The organism is Geotalea uraniireducens, assembly GCF_027943965.1.
Lineage (GTDB): Bacteria > Desulfobacterota > Desulfuromonadia > Geobacterales > Geobacteraceae > Geobacter > Geobacter uraniireducens.
Genome location: NZ_AP027151.1, coordinates 1,447,892 through 1,470,054, shown reverse-complemented (window position 1 = coordinate 1,470,054; position 22,163 = coordinate 1,447,892). Strand labels below are relative to the sequence as shown.

Sequence of the window (22,163 nt, the reverse complement as noted above, 5' to 3'; positions counted from 1 at the left end):
GCCGGCCAGAACGGGAAACACGGCTTAAAACGAAAATCCGGGCGTTACGGTTTCAGGTGATCGTTGGCGATCGCCAGAATTTCGAGCTCATCCGCCTTGCTGATCCCCAGGTAGGGCCGTGCCGGCACCTTGATCGTGCGGTTGACAATCTTGGTACGATCTCCCTGGCCTTTCTTGGCAAACCTGGTGTTGCGGCCGGTGCCCGTCAGGTGCAGGGTGACGTTTTCCTGTGTGAACTCGTGCCCCAACTGGTGGATGGCGCCGTAGGCGATGCCGACGCCCACGAGCAGTCCCTCGTTGGTGACGGCGGGATGAACGTCCCCCCGCAGGTACCCATCCTCGGTCAGGATTTTGGAATGCCGCTTCCGCTTTCGCGTCCTGGGCTTGACTTCCTGCCACTTGTTGCCCTCCGGATCGGTCTGGGTATCGAAGCGCTCCTCGGTGGAAATCACCAGGTACTCGCCGACAGCCTTCTCCAGTGACTGGGTATCTTCGATCTTCCGAACGAGGCGAGCCAACTGCCGTTGAGCGCCGGTCGAGAGGTCGTGCGTAATCTCAATCAGCTCCTTGCTCATTGCTGCGCCCCCTGGGCGATCTCGGCACGAATTCGCGTGGCAATGTCGGCCGGCAACTGGCTGATGCGGTCCTCCAGTATCTGCTTATTCTTCCCCGCCGCCGCGCCCGGGTTGTATTGGAATCCGGGATCGATGCCGTTGGGGATCTCGAACGAACGCCCCTGCTTGTCGATCCAGGTGTAGGTGCCGTCGTTGGGCGCCGTGCGCTTGGCCTTGTCTCCCAGCCGTGCGACGTCGCGCTCGCCACCCGAGAAGATCTTGCACTTGCACCCCCAACCGTTCTGAGGGGTATGGGTGCCCCACCAGGGATCATCCGCCGGCAGGCAGGTGCCGTCCCACGACATGTGCGGCACCCTGGGGTGGATGGAGTCCCCGTGGCGATAAATCAGGTAGGGTCGGGTCTTGAGGACGTCCGGATCAGTGGCCTGCTGCCAGCGGCCAGCGTTGTATGCCTGACGGGTGTTGGTCTCGTAGACGATGCGGGTGCGCCAGTTGCGGCCTCCGTTGTACTGCCAGCCGTGGCGTTCAACGATCTGGTCCCACTGCCGACGGAACTCAGCCAGGGTAATGCCGGCGCTGATCGCCTGATCGACGGCGTCGCGCAGATCGCTGATCAAATCTCCCTTGATCGCCCCAGCGATCATGAATCCCTGGGAGTGCTGGTCGAGGAACAGATCGTTCCACTTCTCCGTGGGGATGCTGACTTTGCTCCGGAAGAACTCGACGGCCTTCTGAAAGGGGAGGTTTAAGGCGCTGCGCAGTACCGGCTCGGCGAACTGGTAGCCCATCGACCAGGCGTGCATCCGCTCGATTTCGGCGAACGATGCGCCGGCATCGGACGCGGCAATCTCGTCCAGGATTTCGGCCCGGCCGGCCAGGCGAGACACCAGCAGGGCGTCGCGGATCGGCACAGCCAGGTCGGCAAGATTCAGCTTATTAGCAGCCTTCAGGAGATCGTCGCGCAGATCGACCAAGTTGCCGGCGACATCCACTTCGTTCTTCAGGGTGGCCAACCATCTCTCGATGATCGGCGCGGCCGCTTCATCGAGACGCTGAGCAACGACATCGGCGCTGTCCTGGACGTCGGCTGGTTCGGCAAACGCTGCAGGCACATCGGCCTGCGCCGGCAGGCGGGGTGGCAGTGTCACCGGGCCGGGGGATGGCTGTTTAGCCGGTGCGGCCTCGATGTCTTCCTCCTCCAGATTGTACGTGCGTTGATAATAGACTCGCGTGAGTTTCAGCCCTGATCGCGCCAGAGATTGCGTGAGCGACTGGTCGCGCTCGGCCTGGGCCTGGTCGACCTCCTCCTCTTCCCACAGGCTGAATCGTGGGGCGCCCTCGGCCGTGCTCCAGTTGACCTCGCACGTCCAGTTGATTACCTGGTTCAAGGTTTCCTCGACCAGGCTTTTATCCGCATCGCGCAAATCCCGGCGCACGGTGATGGCCGTGGTGTCCTTGGAGAACTTGTCGCCGGACTGCGCCTCGCCGGCGCCGGCATGGCCGAGCCAGACGGTCGAGATGGCACTGTTGGCATCGGAGATGATGCCGCTGTACATGTCCGAGGTGGCACCCTTGGTGTTGGACTCCTTCAGGTCCACGCTGCCGTCATCAGGGATCACGGCACAGCCATCCTGGATCATGCCCACCAACCGCTCGAGCAGATCGTTGACCTGCTCTGGCGTGGCGGTGCGCGGCAGCTTGCCAATGGGCCAGACCTGGCCGAATTTCTCGCCGTACTGAATCCGGAACCGCCACCCCCCTTTCTTGAAGGCGACCGGCCAGAAACAGCGTGAGTTCAGGCCGATGCCGTAGGGGTTGTCATACGAGGACTCGTTGGTCGGGCAGATGAACTTGCGCGGCGGCAGCTCCTCGCCGTCCATCAGGTGATCGCGGGATCGGAAGCGCAGCTCATTGAGCTGGCTAAAGACAAACCAACGCGGCGGCTTGGCCACGATATCCACGGGAACGGTCAGCCCGTCACGCTGGCCCCAGATGATTTCGTGCGGCCCATAGCCGAAGGCGCGGGCGTGGCGGATGATGCTTTCGATGATTCGGTTGAGCGGCAGCTTGTCGAATGTATCCTTGACCGCCTTGGCCTGACGGCTCTTGCTGCTCTTGCCCTTATCGATCTGCCAGTCCAGGGCCAGGGTTGCGTTGATCCGGTTGGTCATGGAGCCCGAGACCCGGTCGTCGGTCATAAGGTCGGTATAGACCTGGATATCCTTGCCCTGGGCCTTGAGCACCGGGTCGGGGTTGGGCAGGTAGAGGTTTCCGATCGCGAAGAAATCGGCACTGCGCGATCGGACGGCGATCTCCTCACTGAGAGAACTGGAGGTGCCCGTCGCTTCGTTGAACCGCATGAAGGTGCCATCGGGGAGATAGAGGCCGTGTTTCATCAGTTGTACCCCGCGAGTAAGTCTTTTGCCCTGCCGCCGCCGAACCCGGCGTAGAAGCCGCCCTGAACGATAGAGGATTTTGAGGCGGCCCACGTATCGGGAACAGCCGATCCGCGTGCCTGCACCGCCAGTGCCTTGGCCCAGAAGTGGTCCGCATGGCCGATTTTTTCGTCGCGGTCGGCATCGAAGCGGAAGTTGCCGGCGCTGGTGGCGATCTTCTTGACCGTGTGCAGGCTCAGGCGGATTGTGGTGTCAGTAGGGATGACATCCTTGCCGTCCTGGAAGCTTTTCTTGAGATCAACAGCAAGGGCTTCCTTGCTGGCGTTGGTGAACTGAACCCCTTCCGCCCTGGAGCCGAAGAGCGTCTCGGCTTCCTCGGCCAGTTGGGCGCCGATGCCGGTTTTATCGATGCAGCAGCGGCGCATCTTCGGATGTTTGAGGATCGCGAACAGGACCAACTTCTGGACGCCGAACGGTTGCTTTGACAGGTTGGCCACGCCACGGCACCGGGCGATCTCGTTCACCATTTCATCCAGCCAGATCAGTGACAGGTCGCGGTGGCGGGCTACGTCGAACCCGGCATACAGATCACCGCCAATCACGGCCTTGTCCAGGATGTGTGACGCTTCAAAAGATACCGGGGGATGCTCCACGGTTTTCCACTGTTCGTGATAGGCCACGGCCTCGGCGATCAGCTCGTTCAGCCATGCCGGCGACGCATCGAGGCGCACGTCCTCCACGGACTCGATCAGGTCATAGGGTAGCCACGCGGTAGTCTCATCCAGAAACTCGCACAGGTATTCCTGATGCCAGGCTTCGTCATCGGCCAGGCCGAGGCGCAGGTATTCCGGATCGGCGGTGGGATTGAAGTCATCGTCGTACAACTCCAGTCCCATGGCCACGGCGTCATAAATGGTAACCTTATGTTTCGACCAACCGCCTTTTTCGCCCACGTGGCGGTATTGCTGCCCGTCCCATATCTGCAGCGTCAGGCCGGTCCACAGCTCGTAGAACTTGTTCTTCTTGCCGAGTGGGGTGGAGATGACGCGGATCTTGTAGCCGCGCGTGATCGACGGATAGAGCGCGGTCCAGATGGCGCGGGAGTCTTTGTGCAGCGCGAACTCATCCAGCAGGATATTGGCGGAATGACCGCGTGCCGTGGCCGGGTTGGCGGGCAGGCCGATGATCCGGCTACCATTGGGGAAGATGATCTCTAACTGCTTGTACTCGGTGCGATCGCCCCGTTCATCCTTGAAGGTGTCGGAAATTTCAAGGATCGCCAGGTTCATGGCCTTGGCATGCATGGCGGCCTTGGCCATCAGCTCCTTGGACTGGCGCTCGCCGGCGGAGAGGAATACCCAGGTGGTTTTACGCTTGAAGCAGTCTATGACCGCTTCCAGGGAGGTGCCGAACGACTTGCCGCCCTGACGGGTCATCATACCGATTTTAAGGCGGGAGTCGTCCTGGACCCAGCGGCGCTGATATTCGGTTAGCGGTATCAGCGGTCCAGCGATGGTGTCGACACTAACGGAGGTTATGCCATCGGCGGCCGGAATATGGATGGGCGTGCTGGCCGAGTCGGGATGTGAACTGGCCAGTGCAATGACCGGCCGGCCCAGCCAGACCAGCAGGACCAGCAGGAGGGATAAGCCCAGGATGTATGCGTTATTTCGGCCTGAGACCATAAAGCACCGTTTGGATGTAATCGACCGTTCGCGGGTCGTATTGAAAGTTGTCTCCGGGCACCTTTATGGCGTCATCGATCGCCGAGGCTGCATCGGTAAGCGCCTGCCGCCGGATCTCGGTGGCGAACTTCTTTTGGCTGATGGAGGCGCGGGTGACATCGGCAATCCCCTTTGCCGCTTGTGCCAGCAATTTCAGTCGCGCCCCTTTGTCCTCCTCTTCTTCGGCCTCCTGGAACGACAGCATGGCTTCAAAGATGTCGCTTTGCACCATGGCGATAACGGCTGCGGAACGGTCGTCTTTTTCGTCGGCAGCGCCTTCGGCGATGATGCGGGCGGACTCTGTGGCGGCCCGGACAGTTGCCAGTCTCCGCTCCAGCTTGGTGCCATAGCGCCAGATACTGCTCTTGCCGATCTGGTAGCCGCGCTCCTTGAGCTCTGCCTCGAGGAGCTGGTAACCGCTGAAATTCCCCTCCACCAGCGCCTTGTCCAGCCAAGCCTTCACCTCCACGGGGAGTCCTTGTACGGAGCTTCGCTTAGCCATGGCAGTAGTTCACCGGCCTGGCAATACCGGGATCGCAGTCGACAGTGTACTCGACCACGTCAACTCCGTAACGCGTGAGGTCGCAAAACCAGCGGCCGCTGGGCTCTTTACGCAGTTCCACCAGCTTGCGGTCGTACAGGTAATCCAACTCGCGGCGCAGCTCGTGGGCAGTGGCGTCCTGGTAGTAGCCCTGGGCCGTCATCAGCACCAGCTCCTCGTAGCAACCGGCCGGGCGGGCGTTGTTGAGGGTGAGCAAAATGATCCACCGGAGGAATTCCCGCCGCGCTTTCTGGTCAAGCATGTTCCACCCCTTTCGTTTGGGAGTTGTCTAACTTCAATGCCAGGCCGTCGAGCTTGGCCTCAATAGTCGTCTGATTGCGGATGAAATCTTCGCGGCGGACATAGTCGATCGGCAGCCGGGCCTCCCACCGGAGCAGCTGTCTCTCTAACTCGATCAGTTGGCCGGAATTCTTCGATTCTTCGTTGATGTGCTGCCGCAACGTTTCGTGGATGATGGCATCTCCGGCCTTTGCTGCCTCCTGCAGAGAGAGGAACCGGTCATCGAGCCGCCGGTCGATCTGACTGAGCAGCAACCGTGCGCCGGCGAAAACCGCCGCGAAAAACGCCAGCAGTAGGGTGATTAGTTGCCAGAATGTCAGCGTGACACTCACAAAGCCCTCCAATGTGCATGAATTTCATATGCCTCCTGGCAACGGATACAGAGGCGACAACCCGAGGCGGCTCGTCGCCGCCCTTCGGGGATTTCAGTGCCGCACTTATCGCAGTGGGTTGCGGTCGGGCCGTGCTGGCGATTGCGTTAGTGTTCCGCCAGCACGGCGTCCTGGAACTGCTCGTTGATCGCTTGAGCGCGGTCAATGTCATCGGGCATTTCGGTATTTCTCCAACTGGTCTTTCATCGCCCGCTCGTACTCATACCGATCCCGTAGCCACGCCGGAGTCACCTGGTAATTACCGTCCGGCAGAAGCGTCAGCTTCCGATCGGCCGGGATCGTCACTACCTTCGGTGCCGGGGACGCGCAGCTCATCAAACATCCGGCTAAGATCATCAGTGTCACGAGTAGCCAAAGCTTCGTCGAAGTGCGCCGTATCGTTGTCATAGGTCCGTGCATCCCTGGTCTCCTTGTTCTTTACCGCCCACCCCAGCACTGACGCGAGGAGCGTCAGCGCCGTGGTGATGAGTCCCACCCAGCCGGCAGCCATTTTCAGGCCGCCGGAGGAGTGGTCGTCTTACTGATCAGGAACTTGAGGCTCTTAATGATGGAGTCGAGCACTCCATTGCCCTGGAAGGTGGGAATGACGCCGAGCAACTCGGAAATAGCCAGGGCCACGCCGAGGACGTAGACCAGGTTCTGCCGGAACCAAGCAAACAGGGATGCCTGGGGAACGCCCGGCGTGACGACCGGGGTAGCGGCCGCGACGGGGTCGGCAGCCAGGGCCAGCCCACAGGCGGCCGCCAGGATCATGGCCACTAATAGACTGATGGAAAAAATGGCGACAGGGGGGGCAAAGCGTTTAAAGATAGACATGTTTCCTCCTTGTGGTTGGCGGGTTGACCCGCATGATTGCTAATGACGGGGATTACGCGGAGGCTACGCCCAGTAGGGCGGCGGCTTTGGCATTGAGTGCCCGGCGCTCGGCGAGGCCGATGGTGCCGCCGTTGACGAGTTTTGTGCAGGCCACTACGTCCCCCTGGTCGGCGGCGTGGTTGAGGTTGCGGTGCTGCCAATGCAGGCAGGCCGAGATGATCCCCCCGGTAGGGGTGCGGATATACTGCAGTGCATCCTCCAGGCTTTTCCCGACCGCCTGGGCGAAGGCCATCAGGTTATCCCGTCCAGTGACCTGCAGGGGGCCGTGGCCTCGATAGCGATAACCGTCGCCGGACTCCTCCGGGCCGTTGCCGAGCCGGTTGGCATAGACGTTATTGCCGATGGCGCCGGGGTCATGTTCCAGACGCCGGGCGAGCGCGTTGGGAGTGCGCGGCCGGGCCTTCGGGTCGACGGCGTAACGGTTTGGCCACGTATCGGCCAGCCCCTGGGCGGAGTAGTTGAGGTTTTCGGTCATGCGGGTGAATTCTTGCGACTCATGCCCAACTTGGGCGAGAAAGGCGGCCAGGCGCCGGGCATTGTTGATGCCGTACTGCGGGCAGATGGTGTTAATGGCATCTGCCCAGTCCTCGGGGTTTTTGTTGGCGGGGAAAAGTTGTCGGAACTGCTTGTTGGTGATAAGCATTGTAGCTGCCTCCGTTTGATGGAGGCAGCTTAACTGAAATGTGTGGGGGACACGTTTAAAGCCGCTTTAAACGCAGAAAGCCCCTCCTAGGTGGAGGGGCTTGGGTTCAATCTGTTCTATGTACCACTATTGGCAATCAATGGCAATCCGGATAACGGCCGCTGCACCGGGCAAGCCGGTGAGCGTGTCGTTATGCCCACAACGTCATTTGTGCAGGTTCGCTGGATACGCGTCCTCCGCCTCAGTCAAACGACAGCACCAGCTGATCGCGCAGATCCTTGCGGCGCTGCATCTCCTTGTTGATCTGGTAGGCCCGCACCACGCTGATACCGTGCTCGACAGCCAGCTGCTCCACCCGTGCAGCGCTGGTGGCCTGACGCCAGATGTACTGATCGCGCTGCAGCTGGGAGAGTCGTTTGATGCGGGTGATGTAGTGGCCACGATAGTCCCTGCGGATGGTCTCGACAATCGTCAGGGCAATGCCGTCGTGGCCAGCAATGCCCGGTGCCAGTTGCGCCAACACGGCCACGGCATGGTCGCGCAAGGTCGCGAAGCGGCTGCCCACAAGGGGGTCAACGGCAGCCGGCGGTGCATCGAGCAGAGCCGGGCCGGCCTCCTCGGGCAGGACCGTGGCCGGCCGTGGATCACCCAAGTGTCGCTCGACCAGGAATTGGCCGCCCCAGGTGGTGCGAATCCACTCGGTGATCAGCAGCCCAGCATATTCGGCGTCGGCATGGGCGAGACCTCGCTCCTCCAGGAGGTCGCTCACTTTGTCCCAGATATCCGCCAGAGTCTCCTTGTAGAGCTCGCGGTATATGTCGAGGTCGCGGTGGTTCATTTCTCTCCGGAGAGGTCCCATCCTTCGCGCTTGGCCTGTTTGCGCAAGGCGGTGATGATCTTGTACAGGTCTCCAGTCGTCACCCAGGCCACCCGATCCACCTTGCAGACCGCCTTGGCGATGGCATCGGCGTAAGCCCAAGCCTTACCGCCCACGGTGAGCAGCGCCTCAATCTTGCCGAGCTGCTCGGCCCTGCTGTGACCTGGCTTGTCCATGTTCTTGGGCCGGCCGGGGTAGCTCTTCTTGTCCCGTGGCTGCCACGTCCGGCGCGGCTCTTCCCCGGCCAGTACGGAGAGACGGCCGATCAACTCCTGCCGCTGGCGCTCGGAGAGCTCCTTGGAGGAGTCGGTACGCCCCTTGCTAATGTCCAGGATCGTATCCCGGTAGTTGTCGTCGGTATAGTCGGGCCGGGTGGCCATGACCTTGTTTTTCAGGGCGTGGATGCGCGGCCGGTCGATGTTCCACTGCTCCTCGGGGGTGCGCTTTTCAAAGGGCCTGGAAGCCATGGTTTAATCCTCACGTAACTCATGGTAGGAGCATTTGCCGTTCGTCGTATTGGCAGCGAGCACCAGTTTGTCACACACGGGACACCTGACTAAGTGCCCTGACTCTTGCTGCTTTCGCATGTTCCGGATCAGCGTCCTGTACTGCGACTGTTTATTGGTCATCGAACCGGGCAAGGAAGCCCCCCCCCCTCGTTTCCGGCAGCGGGAGTCGCTGCTGCAACCAGCCGCTTTCGTCTATCCGATCCATTACCATCCTCCGAACTTCTGCTTCATCGACTGAAAGAATTCGCCGGCGAGTGGGTCATCTTCAAAGGTCAACTGCTCCGGCTGCGGCATGCCCCACCATTTGTCCGTTTCCCAGGGGCGCTCCCGCGCCAGGCGTTTGGCCTCGTGCCGATCGAGGCCGCCGCAATGCTCCATGATCGCGGCGCGTTCCTCGTAGTCATAGTCGTCAGATGGCATCGCGTATCAGGGCATCAATCCGGCCCTGCCGCTCCGCGATCAGCTTCTCCTCGATGGCGGCATGCAGAAACTGCTGAATGGTGCGGCCGGCCAGGGCATGCTCGACGCAATGCTTCGTGTCGTCGCTCACTCGGCAGGAAAGTACGTTGTTGCGGGGATCAGGTTTAGTTGCGCCCACGTAAGGTCCTCCGTTTCGATTTCGACATCATTTTCTGCACGCGCTTCAGTAACTGGGCGATAATCTCGGATGACGGACCTCCTGAAGTTACCCCGTTTTGCGCCTGAATTCGCCTCTGGCGCGACTTTGCCGGCGACTGTGCAGCCGCCAGTGACGCTGCAATCGCCGACGACTCGTCGCACTCACTCAAGCCCGGGCGTCTCTCCTTCGGGATAAACATCGGGTTCTGTCGCCAAGGGCTCTCCGGATTATCTCTCATGTGGCGCTTGGCCGGCCGGCCCCGGCGCTTGGCCGGCGCTGCTACACTGGGGCGCTCCTGGGCGCACTTACCGCAGAGGTAGAGGCCGTTGCTCCTGTTCGTCTCGCATTGCTGCGCCCTGATCCGCGCGGCGTATGCCTCGCAGAAGAAGGTGTTGGCGGCCAGAAACGCCTCCAGTTCGGCGGCCGGCGTCGGGGTGCGGTCGGGGCTCGGCGCCGCATCGACGTAGCACGAATCTTCTATCTGCCAGCCTCCAGCGAGGGTCCTCATAGGGCCTCCCCCTCTGCTGCGGCGTACCGCCAATTCTTGACCAGTTCGATGCACTCGTTATGCTTCCGCAGATGGCTCTTGAGGGCCTTGAAGGAGTTCCACCAGGGGTAATAGACCGTGATGGTCTCGGTCGGATCGATACCCAGCCTCTTGAGCATGCGTTTACTCGTCTTCTGTATGGCAAGACGACTCTTTGCCGTCCAAGCTGACTTTTTGACTGGCCGGAAAAAGCGGCGTCGTTCCTCGCAATCCTCGCCCAGCCATCGACCCTTCAGATCGCCGTTAACAAAGAACGTGATGACCAGCTTCATCCCCATCCGCTGAAGACAGAGACAGAGATGATAGCCGTCACAGACAAGCCCGACTGGCTGGAATTGGCTCTGAAGGCACTGTTCAACGTGATCCCAATCAGCGTTTGTCATAGTCCCTCTCCCTCTTTTTCGACGTGAACTGAGGGAATCACCCCTCCTGGAAAATCGCGGAAAAACCAGGTCTCGATGCGGGCTGGCAGCCCGGCCATAAATTCCCGATTGCGCCGATACGCCTCCCGGATCTGCGTGGCCACGCTTTCGGGTATGCCCCGCCGGCCAGCCTCGTAATCCTGGTACGTGCGGCGCGGTATCCCCAGGATGCGGCACATGTCACAGGGGCCTAACTTTATTTCCGAGCGCAACCGCTTGCATTCTTCCGCACTCATGTGCGTGCACTTTTGCCGCTTTTTCTGTTTTTGTGATTGATTTTGCACGCAACAAACTCCTCTTAACCGTTCAAGGAAGGGCCGGACCTTGATGTCCGACCCTCGGCTTCAGCGGTCAAGCAATTAACGGATTTCCGCCTGCAGATCCCCCGTAGCTGGATCGAGGAGAATCGCCACCAGGAGCGGGCAGCCAACAACGTCGCCGACCGGCACACCATCGGGACATTCAGCCAGCGCGCTCCGCAGTTCGCCGACAGTGGTGATGGTGTCGAACTCCCTTATCAATTCCAACACTTTGTTCATTACGCCACCTCCAGTCCCTTCAATAATTGTCCCTTGCCGTAACACCCCAAGCCGTTGAACCGTTTCACCCTCCAACCGCAGGAACATTTGTCCGGGGCAGAGCCGTTTCCGCCACGTTCACACTCGGAGCATGCAACCCACAACAGTCCCTTGGTGTCCTTGAAGCTGTGCTTAGCTTTTGCCATGGTAATCACCACTCCTTATGCCGCAATGTTCAGGTTCAGCTGCTGGTAGCTGCCGTCCGGTTGCCGTTCATAGAATCTGACGTATGCCTTGGAGCTAACCACCTGAACACTCTCGCTGATCGCCTTCATGGCCCGCTGCCAGGTTTCATCCTGGATCTCGATCCGCCGCAGTCCCAGGACGCGGTTGGTATTGATCCGGCCCGCCTTGTCGACCTGGAATGCATCGTTGACGATGGTGCGCAATTTGGCGTCGCTCCCTTCGGACCACCGTTTCAGGCATTCATCGATCAAAACCTTGGCCGCCTGGAGACGCTCGTCGAAGGTGATAAAGTCGTCGATGGAGCGAATTATCTTGTAGCGACCGTCGAAGGAATAGAGGGTGACATTTCCTTTCTTGCCTCCCAACCTTGCCCCGTACGCCTCGGCGGAGAGTTCACAGAACGCCTCTATATCCTCCATAATGGTGCCCTTGAATCTGGCCAGGGCGTCAGCCATAGCTTGGGCCTCTTTCATGCTCTCCATGACGAGCGCGTCCCTGGCGAGGTCTATCACCTTAATCGATTCGACGGGTACCAGCCGGCCCTGCGTGTCTTCCATGTACCCTGTCGGGATCACCTTGTTGTTCTCTGCCATCGCCTGATCTCCTTTGGTTGTTGGTTTATCTCACCCACCTGACCGCCCGGCGTTTGAGCCAGCAGCGGAATTTGAATCGCTCGCACTCCTCACGCAGAATGGTGAACGTCGTCTGAACAATGCGTTTAATGATGCGTCTGATCATGGTTTGCCCCCTTCTCGCCTGTCTGTGCAATTCGCTCCATCCGTTCATCGGCATCCTTGGCTGCCCGGCAGGGAGCGATGACGGCGATCCCCGCGAGTACCCCGCCGTAAAATGCCGCGATCAGCCAGCCCCAGTGGATCATCTTAAGACCTCCTTTCGCACTGCTGGCAGACCGCCCACTGCCGTACCCGGCCAGCACTGTATGGTTTCGCCATTTCGGCCCGACATTGCTGCAAATCAACGTCGGTTCCCAGGTTAGGGCATTGCCATTTGCCATAAACGGCGAAAACTGCCTGAAGAAATATCGTGTCATCGCCTTGGTATTTGCCGTTTTTGACCTGGGAGACAGTACCTTGCGAATACCCGGTGGCTGCGGCGATCTGCGCGGCGGGCTCGGTTTTTAAGAGCGTGATAAAAAAGCTAAAGAGGTTGTCGCGGCTCACTTCGCCACCTCCAGGAGTTCGACTGTATTGCCGGTATTCGGGTCGTAGAGCTGACGCTGCACCCTGCGAGCCACTGGGGCCAGCGGACCGCTGTTGATTACCAAGATGTAGCGGGTGAACCCATTGGAGCAAAGCGCAGTGCCGCGCTGCTTCCCTGGCAACCGCGACATGTAGCCCGCCTGGCAGAGGACGCAGAGGTATTTCTGCGCGTTTTCGGTAGCCTTGTTCTCGTCCTCACCATCTAGAAGAGCTAGGGATAGAAAGTTGCCAATAGTACCCTTGCGTTCCTTTCTGATCGCTTGCCAGAGGCGCTCCCGAAAGGTGCCGCGCTTGACTTTAGGGCCGGTCGGGCCTTTGGGGCCGGATTTTATTTCCTTACCGTCTACCAGGGCGGCGGTGCCTGCAGCGGTGATGAGATAGACGCCTCGATCCTGGCGACTGGCTAGCCTATTTTTGACCAGCGTGTCGCAAGCGTCCCACACTTGGTCGAGGGTCATACCGGTGGCGGCGGTAATCTCCTGTGCAGTGGCAGCCACACCCAAGGAGGCCAGCACCCGGAGAATCTTATTGGCGGGCCAGGTCATGATCGGCCCTTTCCGGTCTTCGACCAGTTGTTGATGATGACTTGGCCGCGCATGTCGTCGAGCGATACCTCGGCGAGCTTGTTACGCTTGGCGTGGCGCTCGGCGTTGCCGATCCCTTCCTTGATCAGTCTCAGACGGCCAGCGGATTGGCGATGGATCTCCTCGACCAGGTCGTCATGAATCGTGACCTCGGCCAGTTCCGTGCAGCAGGCGCGTACATCGACAACTTCGAGAGGGTTGAAGGAGACAATGGCAGATATCCGGCTGTAGAGCTGCTCGTAGGGGGCAAGTTTGGACATGATCTTGTCGTAGCCGACCAATACGACCGGAACTTCGGTCAGGTCGGAGATGCCGCGCACGGATTCGAGCACCTCAGGGTCATTCAAGCAGAATTCCGCTTCGTCAATGACGATGGGCCGCCGTGCCAGAGCGACCTTACGCAACGCCTGACCGAAGCAGTATTCGCGGCGGCGGTCCGGGACGTCGCCCAACTCTCGCACGATCTCGGCGAGAATCCAGTGTGGGGTGATGCCTGCGGCAGCCTGAATGTAGACTCCGTTTACTTCCGGCTTGTTGGCCCACCAACGGGCCGTGCCGGTCTTGCCGTAACCGGCCCTCCCGGAAACCAGCATGTAGCAGCTTTCTGCAGCGCCTCGGGTCTCCAGTGCCGTGAATCCGGCCAGGAAGTTGAGAACGTTTGACGTGCGGACAAACTTGTTATACATTGACTCCTCCTTGGAAATGGCGGGCTCGACCCGCTCTTGATCGAAACCCTCTCCGGGTGCAGCCGGAGGGGGTTTTCTATTTGCGGACTTCTTCTTCGTCTCCCCCGAACATTAATCGGTATTCGGTGGTGCTCTGATACCAAGCAGACCAGGTAGCGTCATCTTCGGTGGTGAGCCGTGGGTTGTCCTGGAGCCAGCGGTATTTCTCCAGGTCGGTACCGAACATGGGCCGGGCTGCAGTGGGCAGGGCTATGACGTTAGTTTCCTGGGCGTTTAGTTCGGCCCAGCGCTGTCTGGCGGCCTCTATGGCAGTTTCGTCGAATCCCGGAGTTTCAACAGCTTTCCCGTCCAGGGCGGCACGGGCCTCGGCGGCAGCGGCCAGGCCGGGCGTTGTATGCTCGATGGTCGGACGCGGGAAGTGGGCGACGTTTCCTTGGGCTGCGGCCGCCTCTCTCTCCCGGTAGGTCATTACCGCGTCGACCACGTCGACGCCTTTCAATGCCTTCTTGGCCTCGCGGGTGAGCCGCGCGATCTCTTTCTTGTGCTCGTTGTGGACGTGGCGTGTCGCAGCGGCGACCTCGAACATGGAGATGCCGGTGCGCGTGGGGTCTTCGGCGATACAGCAAAATTCCCAGACACCCTCTCTGTTCATGGTGTGGACGATGATCCGGCCCAGGTCGGCGGGGTCCTGGAAGGCCCGCACCCGTTCGCCGATATGTCGGCCCAGGTCGGGATGGATATAACGGCCGCCGTTGACCCTGATCCCCTTCTTGCCAACGATAGGGAGCCTACCGCCCCGGCGCACCGCCTCGGCAAGCAAGGTGTCGAGTGCCCGCTCGTCGGTGATGACGTGGATCGGGTGCGGCCATGCGGCCACGGCCTGGTTGGGTGTCGTGCCCAGGCGTGAATGCACCTGATTGTGGTAGTTGGCAATCCAGCGGTCGACGAAGTCCTGCAGCTCGGCGGAGTTGATAGATACCTCGATAACCTCGTTGCGGTTCATAAGCCGCTGGGCGAAGGATTTGCGTGCCTCGATGCGTTTTCTCTCGGCCACGTTGTGCCCGCAGTAGCCGGGGGTGAGCTCGATCAGGTCATGGCTGAAGGTACGAAAGCTCCGTTCGATGTGTGGTTTCTCGTCACCGCTGAAGGGGTTGCAGATGTGGTGATCGATCTCCAGGTCGGAGAGGACCCGCGTGAAATGATCCCCGACGTAGGCGCTCCCCTCGTCGGTGACGATGGTGCCGTGCTTGGGTACGCCCCAGTCGAGGAGGCAGTTGCGCACGACAAAGGCGTTATCGCCGGCCTTCTCGGTCTGGGTGACGTAGTACTTCAGCCGGGCCGTGCCAACGTCGGTGACGCCGATAATTTTGTAGCGCTGGCCGTCAGTGAGGAGTAGGTCGGCCGGAGTGGCGTCGATCTCCCAGCGCTGATTGGGGCCGTCGACACCCTCTGAGCGGGAGCCAAAGGCGGGCTGCAGACGGTTCTTGAAGTCGTCAGGATTGACAGCCAGGGCGTACTGGTGAGCGTTTTTCGTTTTCCATTTGTCCATGAAGCGCTTGACGGTCTTGTTGTGGACCTCCGGTGCTTCCGGCAGTAGCCCGCGCAGGGCTTCGTTGCATTTTTTTTCGGTGATATGGGGGTGTTTGAGAATCAGGGCCGTGATGGTGTCGGCCATCGGTGCCGTCTCAGTGCCGTCCGGAAGGACGGTCCGGTTCCAGGTTTCGATCTTGGACTGGTCCTTGCGGTTGCCATAGCAGTCCACGAGTCCCATGACGCCCAGCTCAAACTCTTCCCTGATCCAGTTGCGCATGGTGCCGGGGTGTATCTGGCGGATCTCGGAGCGCACCCAGGGGGCGACGTCGATCCGACCCAGGTTGTACTCGTGGGCGAAGCTGTTCTGACCGGCAAATTTAGCCAAGCCGTGGCGGCTGATGTAGTGGTCGCAGGCCTGGATGATGGCGAGCTTGGCACGGGCTCCCTGTTTTTTCCACTCGGGGAGCCGGTCGAAGGTGGCAAGGCTCTGAGTGCGGGCATTCTGGCGCTGGCGCTCTTTCTCCTCGGCGGATAGTTGCATCTGGGTAGCATAGGCGTCGGCCGCCTGTACGGTCGGTGAATCATAACCGACGCGGGTGTTGGTGGTGGCCAGGGCCTGACGTGTCTCGGCGGGGAGCGATGCGAGGGCGTATTCTTTACCGCCGCCACGGCCAGAGCGCTTGCGCCACGGCCATATCTCACGGTCTGCCATGCGTTGTACGCCACGCTCCGTTTGTGGCATCCCCGGCAGTCCAGCCAGTTCCTTGGCGGTGTAATGGCTTTTCACAGGGCGCTCCTGAGTGAACGATACCGGGAAATGTCTTCAAGTCTGATCATCCCGGCGGCAATGGAGAATATCTCCTTATCCCGACAGTCTTCGGACAGATCGTTGAAGCCGGCGCAACCGCTGACATTGGCGATAGAAATAAATCCGTCATCGCGCACGATCAGCTCCACTTTGAAAGTCACATTTTTCATTTCAGCCCCCGCTTGCTCAAAAGGACGTTCATCCGGGCCTTGATCTTGCGCTCTTCTTCCTGCAAGCGGGCCATCTCGACCAGATCATGGTCATCGGCGGAGAGTACGCTGGCTCCCAGCGGCTCCACCAAATAGCGGAAGGGCTCCAGGTCGTCACCGCAGATCCTGCAGATGGCCAGCACCTGGATGGCGGATGGTTGATAGGCGGGGTCCGATGAAAGCATTTTGTCGAGGGAGTCTTTGCTGATCTCTTTGAGGGTGGCCTTGCTGATCTGGGCGGCGACCAAGTAACGGTCATAACCGCGCAAGAGACGGGAAAGCAGTTGTTTCAGCCCCAGCACAATATCCAGTGAACCCTCTGCAGGGCCGCTATCAAACAAGCCCTGCTGTTTTGATATGCTGCTGTCAACCGATGCTTTCCTATTTGCCATGACGACCCTCATTTTTCTTGGTACGATTTCATTCAACGTTGTGGTATAAACCGCTTAACTGGTTAAGCGGACTTGCCCCACAGTTTGTGATAATCAACATTGAGCAGTTGGGCCACGTATTCACGGGTTCGGCGGGAATTGAAATGACCGTTTATGGCCCCGGACACGGCGGCCGGGGAGATGTCGAGATATTCGGCTATGGACTGCTGGGTGATGTCCCTGGCGACCAGCATTGACTTTATTTTGGCGGCCTTGCTGCGGCTCAATTGCGTTTTTCGTTTCATAACGAATCCTTTGGAGGTGGTTATGGATGTTGATAAGTTTCTTAAAAAACAGGCAGATACTTATAAAAAAGCTGCCGAATCCGACGGTGTTATTCTTAGGGCTATCGGAGATCAAGTCTGCCGCCTGATTTCCAGGGATAAAGACATATCAATCAATGCACTGAACGAGGCGTTCCGAAGAATCATCAATGATTCGAAGTCCTCTTGTGGCCAGCTAAAGCCTGAACAGGATCTTGAGCGCCTCCAAGCTGAGGCGTCACTTGCTCGTCTGGAAAGCTTGTTGAGCCAGGGCGCTCGCAAATGATTCCGGCTGCATGTATGACCAGAAGTGTCCATTCATCATCCTTAAGCGGATATTCCCGCAAGAATTCCTGAAACATGGCGATACCGCTGTAATAGCCTGATTTGGTACAGTCGTCGAAGTGTCGGCGCATGAAGTTTCCAGCAAGTTTGAGGGCATCCATAACCGCCTCCTCTTTTTTGTCGTTCAGACTTAAGATGCTTTGCATGATAATTACATTTTTGACGCACGTCAATCATAATTTACGCGTCGGAGTTTGCTTTATGCCTTTAATAACGCAGTATACCCAAAAATACTTATATTACAGCTCATTGCCAAACTCCGACGCGTCGGAGTTTAATTGTGCACTTGCGTCGGAGTTTGGCCTATGAACTCTGACGCGTTCAAGGACCGCCTAAAAACTATCATGGGCGACGAATCAAATAGGTCGTTTGCCGAAAAGTGCGGAATATCTGAAGGGACATTGCGACGTTATTTGCGCGGTGATACAACTCCAGACCTGGAAACACTTCATGCTATAGCTGATGTGGGTGGGTGCACATTGGCGTGGTTGGCGGCTGGGCAAGGGCCGATGAGGCGGGGCGAGGGCGGGCAATTGGCGGAGGAGAAGGAAAGGCGCTATGTCATAGACCCGAGCGCCGAACTGATGGCCCAGGTACAGGAGCGCCTGAATGCGTGCATAGTGAAATATGGCGCAACGCTGTCTGTGGAGAAGACGATCAACCTGACGATGACATCAATGAGGATTTTCGATGGCAACTATAAAGACCGAGAATTCCGCGAATTAATGATGGATTCGGTAATCGACAATCTAGTCAGGCTGGCGTTGCCCGAGAAATAAGGTAATAGGATGTCGAAACGGTCAACGGTCAATAATCTACCACTGGATGTCGTGATTGAGCTTAAACGTCGACTGAGGGCGTATGATGGGAATTATCTGCCAATCACCACATGGCTTAATGATCAGGGTTATGGTATATCTAAATCCTCACTTGGCAGATATGCAAAAAGCCTTCGCGAGTCTGACGGAAAGATGGGGCTGGATCGGGAGATCATGATGAAGCAGGGCGCAAGCCTTGCCGCATTGTTTGAAGAGCTTGCTATCTTAAAGAAGCGCGAAACGGAAATAATCGCCCAGATAAAAACGGCGTCATTATTTCACAAATCAACTGTCCGAACTGCTAAAAAGTAGAAATCTCATCTGTCCAACTCCGCCACGATAATTTCCCCAACCGCTCGCACAAACCCGCGCCATTCCGATTAATTTCGGTCTATTTCGATTCGTTTCGCTTTATCCCGCTTTTTCATGCAGCATCTGTCTAGTCACACATCGATCGGATAGTCGACGAGTTCGAGAAAATATTTGTTGCAGAGATTGATCTGGCCGGCGGTATCGAGCCTAATGGCAATCAGCCGGATGTTCTCGAGGGTTTCCCGCAGTCGCATCTCCGACTGGAGCAGCACACGCTCGGCTTTGACCCGGCCGGTAATATCGTAGCTGCAGCAAAGATATCCGGCGTCATCCCCCCCGCCGGCCGGGACTGGTCCTCCCGTTTCCAGCAGCCAGCGATACTCGCCGTCCTTCCGGCGCAAGCGATATTCCAGCTCGAATGGCGCCCGGCGGCGAATAGTGGCGAGCAGAACTTCCCGGCACCGTTCCCGGTCATCGGGATGGACCCGGCACAACCAGCCGTCCCCGCACTCCGTTTCCGCCGTTCCCCCCGTGTATTCGAGCCAGGAACGGTTACAGAACCGGCACTCGCCGTCGTCGCTCTGGTGGCGAATCAGCAGCGGCAGATCGTTCAGGTGGCTGAAACGGCTCTCAATCCCGGCTTCCGCCTGTTTTCGATCCATCTTCGATCCTCCCGGGGCAGCGTTGCCCCTCCTTGAACGGCAGCACCGATCATTGCAACACCCGACTCCATACTGCAAGACCACGCGGTTCCTCAAGCGGTGGCAACGGATTCGGCAGGGGCGAGCAGCGGCAGCCGCACGTGGTACGGACAACGAAAAGCGAACCAACCGTGGGGCCGGAAGAGCGGCGGGATCGGCAGGTTCCGGGAGGAGGGGGGCGACAGCGCCCCGGGTTCGGCAGCCGAACCCGGAGTGAACCGTCTCAATTGGTCAGTTGTTCCAGTTCCACGTCGCGGACCAGCCGGGGGATATCGAGAATCAAAGCGACGCTGCCGTCACCGAGGATCGTCGCCCCGGATAGGCCATTGACATCCTTGTACATCTTGCCGAGCGACTTGATGACCGTCTGATGCTCGCCGACAACATGATCGACCACAAAGCCGATCCGGCTGTCATGGACCCGGGTGATGACGATCTGCTCGATTTCCGGCGTTTCGCCGGCAATCCGGAACCGTTCGCGCAACGGGACGTAGGGAACGATCTGATCGCGGACGTTGGCCAGATTGCGGCCATGGGCATTTTTCAGGTCGTCGCGGGTCAGTTCCACGCACTCCTCGACGATCGACAGCGGGATAACGAATGAATCGACGCCGATCTTGACCAGCAGGCTTTCGATGATCGCCAGGGTCAGCGGCAGCTTGATGGTGATGACCGTCCCTTTCCCCCGCTCGCTGGCAAGGTCGATGGTACCGCGGAGCGCCTCGATGGCCTTTTTCACCACGTCCATACCGACCCCGCGCCCGGAAACGCTGGTGACCGTCTTGGCGGTCGAAAAACCGGGAGCGAAGATCAGACCGAAAATCTCCTTGTCGCTCAGCTCGGCGTTGGCGGGAATGATTCCCCGCTCGATCCCTTTGGCCCGGATCGCCTCCTTGTCCAGCCCGGCACCGTCATCGGTAATGGTGATCAGGACGCTGTCGCCGGAATGGACCGCCGCCAGATGAACGGTCCCCTGGCGGGGCTTGCCGGCCGCCAGCCGCGCCTCCGGCGCTTCGATGCCATGATCGAGGCTGTTGCGGATCAGGTGGACCAGCGGGTCGTTGAGTTTCTCGATTACCGTCTTGTCCAGTTCGGTTTCGGCACCGGCGGTGGTTAGCTCGATATCCTTGCCGAGTTCGGCGGAAAGATCGCGGACCAGCCGCTTGAACTTGCTGAAAGTGGTGCCGATCGGCAGCATCCGGATATTGAGGGCGGTATCGCGCAGTTCGTTGGTCAGCCGCTCCACCTCTTCGGCAATGGTAACCAGGACTGGATCGGCCTTGCCGGCGGCGGTCTGGGAGAGCCGGGCCTGCACGGTCACCAGCTCGCCCACCAGGTTGACCAGGAGATCGAGTTTATCTGCCGGAACGCGAATACTGGAAGCGTTCTCCTGCGCCTGCCGCTCCTTGCGGACCTCCTTGACGTGCTGCTGCTCGACCAGTGCCGATTCCACCTTTTCCGGCGGGACGACGTTATTCTCGACGAGCAGTTCGCCGAACCGCTTCTGCCGGGAGAGGATCTCGTCCATCTCCGCCAGAGAAAGGTCGCCCCGCTCGGTCAGGATGATGCCGAGCTTTTTGTAGTCGGCATCGGTATCAAGCGCCCCGCCGTCGTCAATGACGTCGATCTTCAGCTCGCAGTCGTCCTCGATGAAGATGAAGACGTCCTTGATGGCGTCAATGCCGCGGTCGGTGGTCAGGATCACGTCCCAGAAAATATAGCAGCACTCCGGGTTGAGCGCATCGAGCAACAGGACGTTCGCCATCTGGGCAACGATCCGGCATTTGCCCAGCTCGCGCAATTCGCCGAGCAACAAGAGCGGGTTGGTGCCGTTGACTGTCACCTCCGGCACCGGGACGAAGCGGAGCCGGTAGGTGACCGGCACCACCTTCCCCGCGTCGGCAACGGCCGCTGGTTCCGCCGCTGGCCCTGCCGGCAACGGGCTGCCGATCTTCGGCGCCGGCACCAGCCGCTTCAGACGGGCGACGACCTCGGCCAGGTCCGTAGCGGCCACCGGCTCGCCACCGTCCGAAGCGTCGAGCAGCCCTTTGATCAGGTCGCGGGACGACAGCGTCAGGTTGACCAGTTCGGTCGTCACGGCCATCCCGCCGTTGCGGACGAGATCGAAGACAGTCTCGACCTCGTGGGTAAAGGCGGCGATATCGTCGAAGCCGAACATCGCCCCCGACCCCTTGATCGTGTGCATGGCCCGGAAGACCCGGTTAATCAGATCGAAATCGTCGGGAGCCTCTTCCAGTTCCAATAACGACGTTTCAAGCTCGGCCAGGAGTTCATAGGCTTCTTCCTTGTATGCCTGGCGATGGGCGTCCATTAGCCGAGGACCTTTTTGACCACCGCCACCAGTTGTTCCGGCTTGAAGGGTTTGACGATCCAGCCGGTGGCACCGGCCGCTTTCCCTTCCTGCTTGCGCGATTCCTGGGATTCGGTGGTCAGCATGATGATCGGCGTGAACCGGTAGGACGGGTTGGCCCGCACCCCCTTGATCAGGCCGATACCATCCAGATTGGGCATATTCAGGTCGGTAATCACCATATCGACCTTTGTCCCGGCCAGTTTGGCCAGGGCATCCTTGCCGTCGTTCGCCTCAACCACCTCGTAGCCGTTCTGCTTCAGGGTAAAACTGACCATTTGGCGCACGCTGGCCGAATCGTCCACGGTCATTATCGTCTTGGCCATTATTCATTACCTCCAGTCCAGATACAGGTTTTCCCCACATCCTTAACGCAGCCGACATGACGGGAAAACCCGGCAAGCCGCTCGGCCTCGGCGAAGATCCGGTTCTGCCGGCCGACAATGCCGAAGGTCTTATCCCGCGCCGAAGCCGTCCGGTGGGCTGAGCAGAGCAGCTGCAAGCCGGTCAGGTCGACGGCACTGACATGCTCGACGTTGACCGTAATCTCGGTCGCCTTTTCCAGGCCGTCCAGAAGCGCCTCACGGAATTCGCCGACGAAACAGATCGTCAACTCGCCACTGACATCCAGAAACAGGCGGTCAGCCTGCTCGCCCTGCCGCTGCTCGATGATTAATCCTTCCATTGTTGCTCCTTT

33 protein-coding genes and 1 pseudogene are annotated in these 22,163 nt (G+C 59.4%); 3 read left to right on the top strand and 31 right to left on the bottom strand.

Annotated features, from left to right (window positions below):
• Positions 1-44: 44 nt before the first annotated feature.
• The 27 genes and pseudogenes from QMN23_RS06885 to QMN23_RS06760 form a co-directional block, all read right to left on the bottom strand.
• Positions 45-575: a phage virion morphogenesis protein gene (locus QMN23_RS06885; RefSeq protein WP_282002877.1), complete on the bottom strand. Its 531-nt coding sequence runs from the start codon at positions 573-575 to the stop codon at positions 45-47.
• On the bottom strand, positions 572-2,971 hold the full coding sequence (locus QMN23_RS06880) for a phage portal protein family protein (RefSeq protein ID WP_282002876.1): 2,400 nt from the start codon (positions 2,969-2,971) through the stop codon (positions 572-574). The genes QMN23_RS06885 and QMN23_RS06880 overlap by 4 nt, the downstream gene beginning before the upstream one ends.
• On the bottom strand, positions 2,971-4,656 hold the full coding sequence (locus tag QMN23_RS06875; RefSeq protein WP_282002875.1) for a terminase large subunit domain-containing protein: 1,686 nt from the start codon (positions 4,654-4,656) through the stop codon (positions 2,971-2,973). The genes QMN23_RS06880 and QMN23_RS06875 overlap by 1 nt, the downstream gene beginning before the upstream one ends.
• Positions 4,637-5,164 (bottom strand): DUF3486 family protein, encoded by a 528-nt coding sequence (locus QMN23_RS06870; protein WP_282002874.1) that lies wholly within the window; start codon positions 5,162-5,164, stop codon positions 4,637-4,639. Before QMN23_RS06870 ends, QMN23_RS06875 begins: the two co-directional genes overlap by 20 nt.
• A gap of 25 nt (positions 5,165-5,189) precedes the next feature.
• Positions 5,190-5,498: a hypothetical protein gene (locus tag QMN23_RS06865; RefSeq protein WP_282002873.1), complete on the bottom strand. Its 309-nt coding sequence runs from the start codon at positions 5,496-5,498 to the stop codon at positions 5,190-5,192.
• Positions 5,491-5,868 (bottom strand): hypothetical protein, encoded by a 378-nt coding sequence (locus tag QMN23_RS06860; protein ID WP_282002872.1) that lies wholly within the window; start codon positions 5,866-5,868, stop codon positions 5,491-5,493. The genes QMN23_RS06865 and QMN23_RS06860 overlap by 8 nt, the downstream gene beginning before the upstream one ends.
• Positions 5,865-5,978, bottom strand: a pseudogene (locus QMN23_RS19615) (TraR/DksA C4-type zinc finger protein); the annotation flags it as partial. The pseudogene QMN23_RS19615 and the gene QMN23_RS06860, both read right to left, overlap by 4 nt.
• Positions 5,979-6,166: 188 nt before the next feature.
• Positions 6,167-6,418 (bottom strand): hypothetical protein, encoded by a 252-nt coding sequence (locus tag QMN23_RS06855; RefSeq protein WP_282002871.1) that lies wholly within the window; start codon positions 6,416-6,418, stop codon positions 6,167-6,169.
• A gap of 2 nt (positions 6,419-6,420) precedes the next feature.
• Positions 6,421-6,744, bottom strand: a complete 324-nt coding sequence (locus QMN23_RS06850; RefSeq protein WP_282002870.1) for a hypothetical protein — start codon at positions 6,742-6,744, stop codon at positions 6,421-6,423.
• Positions 6,745-6,796: 52 nt separating this feature from the next.
• Positions 6,797-7,447, bottom strand: coding sequence for a glycoside hydrolase family 19 protein (locus QMN23_RS06845; RefSeq protein ID WP_282002869.1), 651 nt, complete (start codon positions 7,445-7,447; stop codon positions 6,797-6,799).
• A gap of 241 nt (positions 7,448-7,688) precedes the next feature.
• Positions 7,689-8,285 carry a hypothetical protein gene (locus tag QMN23_RS06840; RefSeq protein ID WP_282002868.1) on the bottom strand — a complete coding sequence of 199 codons (597 nt, stop codon included), beginning with the start codon at positions 8,283-8,285 and terminating at the stop codon, positions 7,689-7,691.
• Positions 8,282-8,791, bottom strand: a complete 510-nt coding sequence (locus QMN23_RS06835; protein ID WP_282002867.1) for a regulatory protein GemA — start codon at positions 8,789-8,791, stop codon at positions 8,282-8,284. Before QMN23_RS06835 ends, QMN23_RS06840 begins: the two co-directional genes overlap by 4 nt.
• Positions 8,792-9,037: 246 nt before the next feature.
• Positions 9,038-9,253 carry a hypothetical protein gene (locus tag QMN23_RS06830; protein ID WP_282002866.1) on the bottom strand — a complete coding sequence of 72 codons (216 nt, stop codon included), beginning with the start codon at positions 9,251-9,253 and terminating at the stop codon, positions 9,038-9,040.
• Positions 9,243-9,431 (bottom strand): hypothetical protein, encoded by a 189-nt coding sequence (locus QMN23_RS06825; protein WP_282002865.1) that lies wholly within the window; start codon positions 9,429-9,431, stop codon positions 9,243-9,245. Before QMN23_RS06825 ends, QMN23_RS06830 begins: the two co-directional genes overlap by 11 nt.
• Complete coding sequence (locus QMN23_RS06820) at positions 9,418-9,960, bottom strand: hypothetical protein (RefSeq protein WP_282002864.1); 543 nt, start codon at positions 9,958-9,960, stop codon at positions 9,418-9,420. Before QMN23_RS06820 ends, QMN23_RS06825 begins: the two co-directional genes overlap by 14 nt.
• Positions 9,957-10,382, bottom strand: a complete 426-nt coding sequence (locus QMN23_RS06815) for a hypothetical protein (protein WP_282002863.1) — start codon at positions 10,380-10,382, stop codon at positions 9,957-9,959. Before QMN23_RS06815 ends, QMN23_RS06820 begins: the two co-directional genes overlap by 4 nt.
• On the bottom strand, positions 10,379-10,705 hold the full coding sequence (locus tag QMN23_RS06810) for a helix-turn-helix domain-containing protein (protein WP_282002862.1): 327 nt from the start codon (positions 10,703-10,705) through the stop codon (positions 10,379-10,381). Before QMN23_RS06810 ends, QMN23_RS06815 begins: the two co-directional genes overlap by 4 nt.
• Before the next feature lie 75 nt (positions 10,706-10,780).
• Positions 10,781-10,960: a hypothetical protein gene (locus QMN23_RS06805; RefSeq protein WP_282002861.1), complete on the bottom strand. Its 180-nt coding sequence runs from the start codon at positions 10,958-10,960 to the stop codon at positions 10,781-10,783.
• Positions 10,961-11,160: 200 nt separating this feature from the next.
• Positions 11,161-11,778, bottom strand: a complete 618-nt coding sequence (locus tag QMN23_RS06800) for a DUF3164 family protein (RefSeq protein WP_282002860.1) — start codon at positions 11,776-11,778, stop codon at positions 11,161-11,163.
• A gap of 125 nt (positions 11,779-11,903) precedes the next feature.
• On the bottom strand, positions 11,904-12,065 hold the full coding sequence (locus tag QMN23_RS06795; RefSeq protein WP_282002859.1) for a hypothetical protein: 162 nt from the start codon (positions 12,063-12,065) through the stop codon (positions 11,904-11,906).
• Position 12,066: 1 nt separating this feature from the next.
• A complete protein-coding gene (locus tag QMN23_RS06790) occupies positions 12,067-12,366 on the bottom strand; it encodes a hypothetical protein (protein ID WP_282002858.1) in 300 nt (99 codons plus the stop codon).
• Complete coding sequence (locus tag QMN23_RS06785; RefSeq protein WP_282002857.1) at positions 12,363-12,950, bottom strand: hypothetical protein; 588 nt, start codon at positions 12,948-12,950, stop codon at positions 12,363-12,365. Before QMN23_RS06785 ends, QMN23_RS06790 begins: the two co-directional genes overlap by 4 nt.
• Positions 12,947-13,675: an AAA family ATPase gene (locus tag QMN23_RS06780; protein ID WP_282002856.1), complete on the bottom strand. Its 729-nt coding sequence runs from the start codon at positions 13,673-13,675 to the stop codon at positions 12,947-12,949. The genes QMN23_RS06785 and QMN23_RS06780 overlap by 4 nt, the downstream gene beginning before the upstream one ends.
• 76 nt (positions 13,676-13,751) lie before the next feature.
• A complete protein-coding gene (locus QMN23_RS06775; protein ID WP_282002855.1) occupies positions 13,752-15,995 on the bottom strand; it encodes a transposase in 2,244 nt (747 codons plus the stop codon).
• Complete coding sequence (locus QMN23_RS06770; protein ID WP_282002854.1) at positions 15,992-16,186, bottom strand: hypothetical protein; 195 nt, start codon at positions 16,184-16,186, stop codon at positions 15,992-15,994. Before QMN23_RS06770 ends, QMN23_RS06775 begins: the two co-directional genes overlap by 4 nt.
• Positions 16,183-16,617 (bottom strand): hypothetical protein, encoded by a 435-nt coding sequence (locus tag QMN23_RS06765; RefSeq protein WP_282002853.1) that lies wholly within the window; start codon positions 16,615-16,617, stop codon positions 16,183-16,185. The genes QMN23_RS06770 and QMN23_RS06765 overlap by 4 nt, the downstream gene beginning before the upstream one ends.
• A gap of 62 nt (positions 16,618-16,679) precedes the next feature.
• Complete coding sequence (locus tag QMN23_RS06760; protein WP_282002851.1) at positions 16,680-16,901, bottom strand: helix-turn-helix domain-containing protein; 222 nt, start codon at positions 16,899-16,901, stop codon at positions 16,680-16,682.
• A gap of 22 nt (positions 16,902-16,923) precedes the next feature.
• Between QMN23_RS06760 and QMN23_RS06755 the strand changes: the two genes are divergently transcribed.
• The 3 genes from QMN23_RS06755 to QMN23_RS06745 all read left to right on the top strand — a co-directional run bounded on the left by QMN23_RS06755 (position 16,924) and on the right by QMN23_RS06745 (position 18,394).
• A complete protein-coding gene (locus tag QMN23_RS06755; protein WP_282002849.1) occupies positions 16,924-17,205 on the top strand; it encodes a hypothetical protein in 282 nt (93 codons plus the stop codon).
• A gap of 364 nt (positions 17,206-17,569) precedes the next feature.
• Complete coding sequence (locus QMN23_RS06750) at positions 17,570-18,043, top strand: helix-turn-helix domain-containing protein (protein ID WP_282002847.1); 474 nt, start codon at positions 17,570-17,572, stop codon at positions 18,041-18,043.
• Between the two features lie 9 nt (positions 18,044-18,052).
• On the top strand, positions 18,053-18,394 hold the full coding sequence (locus QMN23_RS06745; protein ID WP_282002845.1) for a phage protein Gp27 family protein: 342 nt from the start codon (positions 18,053-18,055) through the stop codon (positions 18,392-18,394).
• Positions 18,395-18,525: 131 nt separating this feature from the next.
• Here QMN23_RS06745 and QMN23_RS06740 read toward each other — a convergent pair whose 3' ends face one another.
• The 4 genes from QMN23_RS06740 to QMN23_RS06725 form a co-directional block, all read right to left on the bottom strand.
• Entirely contained in the window at positions 18,526-19,056 is a 531-nt protein-coding gene (locus QMN23_RS06740) for a PAS domain-containing protein (protein WP_282002843.1), read from the bottom strand.
• A 262-nt stretch (positions 19,057-19,318) separates the two neighbouring features.
• Positions 19,319-21,427, bottom strand: coding sequence for a chemotaxis protein CheA (locus QMN23_RS06735; RefSeq protein WP_282002841.1), 2,109 nt, complete (start codon positions 21,425-21,427; stop codon positions 19,319-19,321).
• Positions 21,427-21,792: a response regulator gene (locus QMN23_RS06730; protein WP_282002839.1), complete on the bottom strand. Its 366-nt coding sequence runs from the start codon at positions 21,790-21,792 to the stop codon at positions 21,427-21,429. Before QMN23_RS06730 ends, QMN23_RS06735 begins: the two co-directional genes overlap by 1 nt.
• Complete coding sequence (locus QMN23_RS06725; RefSeq protein WP_282002838.1) at positions 21,792-22,151, bottom strand: STAS domain-containing protein; 360 nt, start codon at positions 22,149-22,151, stop codon at positions 21,792-21,794. Before QMN23_RS06725 ends, QMN23_RS06730 begins: the two co-directional genes overlap by 1 nt.
• Between the last annotated feature and the right edge of the window lie 12 nt (positions 22,152-22,163).

Excerpts from the sequence above, each read along its gene's own strand:
- QMN23_RS06885 (WP_282002877.1), bottom strand. The coding sequence starts at position 575 with ATGAGCAAGGAGCTGATTGAGATTACGCACGACCTCTCGACCGGCGCT.
- QMN23_RS06880 (WP_282002876.1), bottom strand. The coding sequence starts at position 2,971 with ATGAAACACGGCCTCTATCTCCCCGATGGCACCTTCATGCGGTTCAAC.
- QMN23_RS06875 (WP_282002875.1), bottom strand. The coding sequence starts at position 4,656 with ATGGTCTCAGGCCGAAATAACGCATACATCCTGGGCTTATCCCTCCTG.
- QMN23_RS06865 (WP_282002873.1), bottom strand. The coding sequence starts at position 5,498 with ATGCTTGACCAGAAAGCGCGGCGGGAATTCCTCCGGTGGATCATTTTG.
- QMN23_RS06855 (WP_282002871.1), bottom strand. The coding sequence starts at position 6,418 with ATGGCTGCCGGCTGGGTGGGACTCATCACCACGGCGCTGACGCTCCTC.
- QMN23_RS06850 (WP_282002870.1), bottom strand. The coding sequence starts at position 6,744 with ATGTCTATCTTTAAACGCTTTGCCCCCCCTGTCGCCATTTTTTCCATC.
- QMN23_RS06845 (WP_282002869.1), bottom strand. The coding sequence starts at position 7,447 with ATGCTTATCACCAACAAGCAGTTCCGACAACTTTTCCCCGCCAACAAA.
- QMN23_RS06840 (WP_282002868.1), bottom strand. The coding sequence starts at position 8,285 with ATGAACCACCGCGACCTCGACATATACCGCGAGCTCTACAAGGAGACT.
- QMN23_RS06835 (WP_282002867.1), bottom strand. The coding sequence starts at position 8,791 with ATGGCTTCCAGGCCCTTTGAAAAGCGCACCCCCGAGGAGCAGTGGAAC.
- QMN23_RS06830 (WP_282002866.1), bottom strand. The coding sequence starts at position 9,253 with ATGCCATCTGACGACTATGACTACGAGGAACGCGCCGCGATCATGGAG.
- QMN23_RS06820 (WP_282002864.1), bottom strand. The coding sequence starts at position 9,960 with ATGAGGACCCTCGCTGGAGGCTGGCAGATAGAAGATTCGTGCTACGTC.
- QMN23_RS06815 (WP_282002863.1), bottom strand. The coding sequence starts at position 10,382 with ATGACAAACGCTGATTGGGATCACGTTGAACAGTGCCTTCAGAGCCAA.
- QMN23_RS06805 (WP_282002861.1), bottom strand. The coding sequence starts at position 10,960 with ATGAACAAAGTGTTGGAATTGATAAGGGAGTTCGACACCATCACCACT.
- QMN23_RS06800 (WP_282002860.1), bottom strand. The coding sequence starts at position 11,778 with ATGGCAGAGAACAACAAGGTGATCCCGACAGGGTACATGGAAGACACG.
- QMN23_RS06795 (WP_282002859.1), bottom strand. The coding sequence starts at position 12,065 with ATGATCCACTGGGGCTGGCTGATCGCGGCATTTTACGGCGGGGTACTC.
- QMN23_RS06785 (WP_282002857.1), bottom strand. The coding sequence starts at position 12,950 with ATGACCTGGCCCGCCAATAAGATTCTCCGGGTGCTGGCCTCCTTGGGT.
- QMN23_RS06780 (WP_282002856.1), bottom strand. The coding sequence starts at position 13,675 with ATGTATAACAAGTTTGTCCGCACGTCAAACGTTCTCAACTTCCTGGCC.
- QMN23_RS06770 (WP_282002854.1), bottom strand. The coding sequence starts at position 16,186 with ATGAAAAATGTGACTTTCAAAGTGGAGCTGATCGTGCGCGATGACGGA.
- QMN23_RS06765 (WP_282002853.1), bottom strand. The coding sequence starts at position 16,617 with ATGGCAAATAGGAAAGCATCGGTTGACAGCAGCATATCAAAACAGCAG.
- QMN23_RS06760 (WP_282002851.1), bottom strand. The coding sequence starts at position 16,901 with ATGAAACGAAAAACGCAATTGAGCCGCAGCAAGGCCGCCAAAATAAAG.
- QMN23_RS06755 (WP_282002849.1), top strand. The coding sequence starts at position 16,924 with ATGGATGTTGATAAGTTTCTTAAAAAACAGGCAGATACTTATAAAAAA.
- QMN23_RS06750 (WP_282002847.1), top strand. The coding sequence starts at position 17,570 with ATGAACTCTGACGCGTTCAAGGACCGCCTAAAAACTATCATGGGCGAC.
- QMN23_RS06745 (WP_282002845.1), top strand. The coding sequence starts at position 18,053 with ATGTCGAAACGGTCAACGGTCAATAATCTACCACTGGATGTCGTGATT.
- QMN23_RS06740 (WP_282002843.1), bottom strand. The coding sequence starts at position 19,056 with ATGGATCGAAAACAGGCGGAAGCCGGGATTGAGAGCCGTTTCAGCCAC.
- QMN23_RS06735 (WP_282002841.1), bottom strand. The coding sequence starts at position 21,427 with ATGGACGCCCATCGCCAGGCATACAAGGAAGAAGCCTATGAACTCCTG.
- QMN23_RS06730 (WP_282002839.1), bottom strand. The coding sequence starts at position 21,792 with ATGGCCAAGACGATAATGACCGTGGACGATTCGGCCAGCGTGCGCCAA.
- QMN23_RS06725 (WP_282002838.1), bottom strand. The coding sequence starts at position 22,151 with ATGGAAGGATTAATCATCGAGCAGCGGCAGGGCGAGCAGGCTGACCGC.